The following is a 2,621-nucleotide window of genomic DNA, read 5'->3' as shown; positions in this document are numbered from 1 at the left end:
CGGGGGCGCGGGGAACTGCGCGCGGGGGAACGGCAGCACGTGCAACTGGCTGACGTGCCCCGATCTCACGCTGGTCCGCCGTCCGGCTCGCGCAGTTCCCCGCGCCCCAGCGGTGTCACCACGCCCCGCCATGACGCCGGTCATGACATCCACCGGCCGCGGAGCCCCGCGAGGACCGCGATCGAGACGGCGAGCAGGACCAGGCTGAGGGCGATGGCTGCCGCGGGCTCGGACTCCATGGCCAGGTAGACGGCGAGCGGCATGGTCTGGGTCTTGCCGGGGAAGTTGCCCGCGAAGGTGATGGTGGCGCCGAACTCGCCGAGGGCGCGGGCCCAGGCCAGGACGGCGCCGGCCGCCACGCCGGGGGCGATCAGGGGGAGGGTGACGCGCCGGAAGGCGGTGAGGCGGGAGGCGCCGAGGGTCGCGGCGGCCTCCTCGTAGCGCGGGTCGGCGGCCCGGAGGGCGCCCTCGACGCTGATCACCAGGAAGGGCATCGCCACGAAGGCCTCGGCCAGCACCACCCCGGCCGTGTGGAAGGGCAGGGTGATGCCGAACCAGGCGTCCAGGTACCGTCCGACGATGCCGTTGCGGCCGAGCACCAGCAGCAGTGCCACGCCGCCGACCACCGGCGGCAGCACCAACGGCAGGGTGACCAACGCCCGCACCAGCCCCCGCCCGGGGAACTCCGTCCGGGCCAGCAGCCAGGCGAGCGGCACCCCGAAGAGCAGGGAGAGACCGGTCGCCGCCGTCGCGCAGAGCAGCGAGAGCCGCAGCGCTTCCCAGACCTCGGGGCTGGTCAGCTGCTCGGGCATGTCGCTCCACGGCGCACGGATCAGCAGCCCGGCCAGCGGCAGCACCAGGAAGGTGAGGCCGAGCAGCGCGGGCAGCAGGAGCGCGTACGGAGTCCGGGAACGGCGCGGACGGCGGCGGGTGCGGGGCTGAGCGAGTGTCACGGGGTCTGGAAACCGGCCTCGGTGAGGACCCGTCGGGCGTCGGCCGACTGGACGTAGGCGGTGAAGGCGGCGGCGCCGTCGGGGTTGGGGGCCTTGGCGAGCGCGGCGATCGGGTAGTCGTTGACGGCCTGGGCGGCCTCGGGGAAGTCCACACCGTCGATCTTGGCGGCATCGGCCTTGACGTCGGTCTTGTACACGAGGGAGGCGTCCACCTCGCCGAGCTCGACCTTGGTGAGGGCGCCCTTGACGTCCTGCTCCAGCGTGACGGGGGTGAGGTTGACCCCGCCGGCCTTGAGGGCGTCCAGCGCGGCGGCGCCGCACGGCACCTCCTTGGCGCAGAGCGCGACCTTGAGGCCGCCGCCGGCCAGGTCCTTGAGGGCGGCGATGTGCTTGGGGTTGCCCTTGGGGACGGCGATGGCGAGGGTGTTGCGGACGAAGACCTTGGAGTCGTTCGCGGCCTTGGCGTCGGTGACGGTCTTCATGGTCTTGGTGGAGGCGGCGGCGAAGACGTCGGCCGGGGCGCCGGAGGTGATCGAGGTGGCCAGCGCGGAGGAGCCGCCGAAGTTGAAGGTCACCTTGACGCCCGGGTAGGCGGTCTCGAAGCGCTTGCCGAGCTCGGTGAAGCTCTCCTTGAGGGAGGCCGCGGCGAAGACGGTGACGGTGCCGGACAGCTTGGGGCCGGCGGCCGAGGCCGAGGGCGAGGAGCTCGTGGAACCGGAGCTGCTGCACGCGGTGAGCCCGGCGGCCAGGGCGAAGGCGGTGGCGGCCAGGGCGGCGCGGCGGACGGTGACGGTCATGTGAACGAGTCTCCTCAGAGTGTGGTGAGGCGATCATAGTGCCGTAGCTGCGGCCCAAATATCCCCTGTTTCATTGCACGGGCCAGGCACGAGGGGGCGTGTGGGCCGCATGTGCGAAGTGACAGGCCGGCCTCCGTGGCCGAACGTGCGCTCTATCTGCGCTGATACTCCGTCAGTTAGCGTGGGGTGCGAATGTCTGTTCAAAAAGGGGGGTTCCTTTGTCGGTGACACAGGTGCCGGGGCCGGCCGGCGTGCCGCTGCTCGGTTCGATGTTCGACCTCAAGCGTGACCCGCTGGGCACGTACCTGGCGGGGCACCGGGAGTACGGGGACGTGGTGCGGTTCACCGCCGGTCCGCCCGGGCTGCGGGCCGAGTTCTACGGGGTCTACTCCCCGGAGGGCGCCCAGCAGGTGCTGGCCGGCCAGGCCGCCAACTTCCGCAAGGAGAACAGCTTCTACGAGGAGATCCGGGTCAGCTTCGGCAACGGGCTGCTCACCTCGCAGGACACCGACTACCAGCGCCAGCGGCGGCTGATCCAGCCGCTGTTCACCCGCCGCCGGGTGGACGGCTACGCGGACGCCATCGGCATCGAGGCCGAAGCCCTGGTGGACCGCTGGGGCGGGCTGCCGGGTGCGGTGGACGCCGTGGACGAGATGTCGCGGTTCGCCCTGCGCGCGGTCTCCCGGATCCTGTTCGGGGCCGACGTGGAGACCGCGCTGGACTCGGTGCGGACCAACTTCCCGGTCCTGGCCCACTACGTGACCGCGCGCGGCTTCCAGCCGGTGCGCATCCCGCGCACCTGGCCGACCCCGACCAACCGGGAGGCGATGGCTGCCGAGCGGGCGCTGTACGGGGTGTGCGACTCGATCAT

Annotated in this window: 3 protein-coding genes; 1 reads left to right on the top strand and 2 read right to left on the bottom strand. The window is 72.1% G+C overall.

The window, feature by feature from the left end; translation table 11 throughout:
- Positions 1–140: 140 nt before the first annotated feature.
- A complete protein-coding gene (locus ACZ6ZR_RS04115; protein ID WP_465639134.1) occupies positions 141–953 on the bottom strand; it encodes an ABC transporter permease in 813 nt (270 codons plus the stop codon).
- Positions 950–1,750 carry a molybdate ABC transporter substrate-binding protein gene (gene modA / locus ACZ6ZR_RS04110; protein WP_465639132.1) on the bottom strand — a complete coding sequence of 267 codons (801 nt, stop codon included), beginning with the start codon at positions 1,748–1,750 and terminating at the stop codon, positions 950–952. The genes ACZ6ZR_RS04115 and modA overlap by 4 nt, the downstream gene beginning before the upstream one ends.
- Positions 1,751–2,019: 269 nt before the next feature.
- Between modA and ACZ6ZR_RS04105 the strand changes: the two genes are divergently transcribed.
- On the top strand, positions 2,020–2,621 hold a 602-nt coding region (locus ACZ6ZR_RS04105), incomplete at its 3' end, for a cytochrome P450 (RefSeq protein ID WP_465639201.1).

The sequence above is a fragment of the Kitasatospora sp. NPDC088742 genome (assembly GCF_055584905.1).
This window is presented reverse-complemented; position numbering and strand designations above follow the sequence as displayed.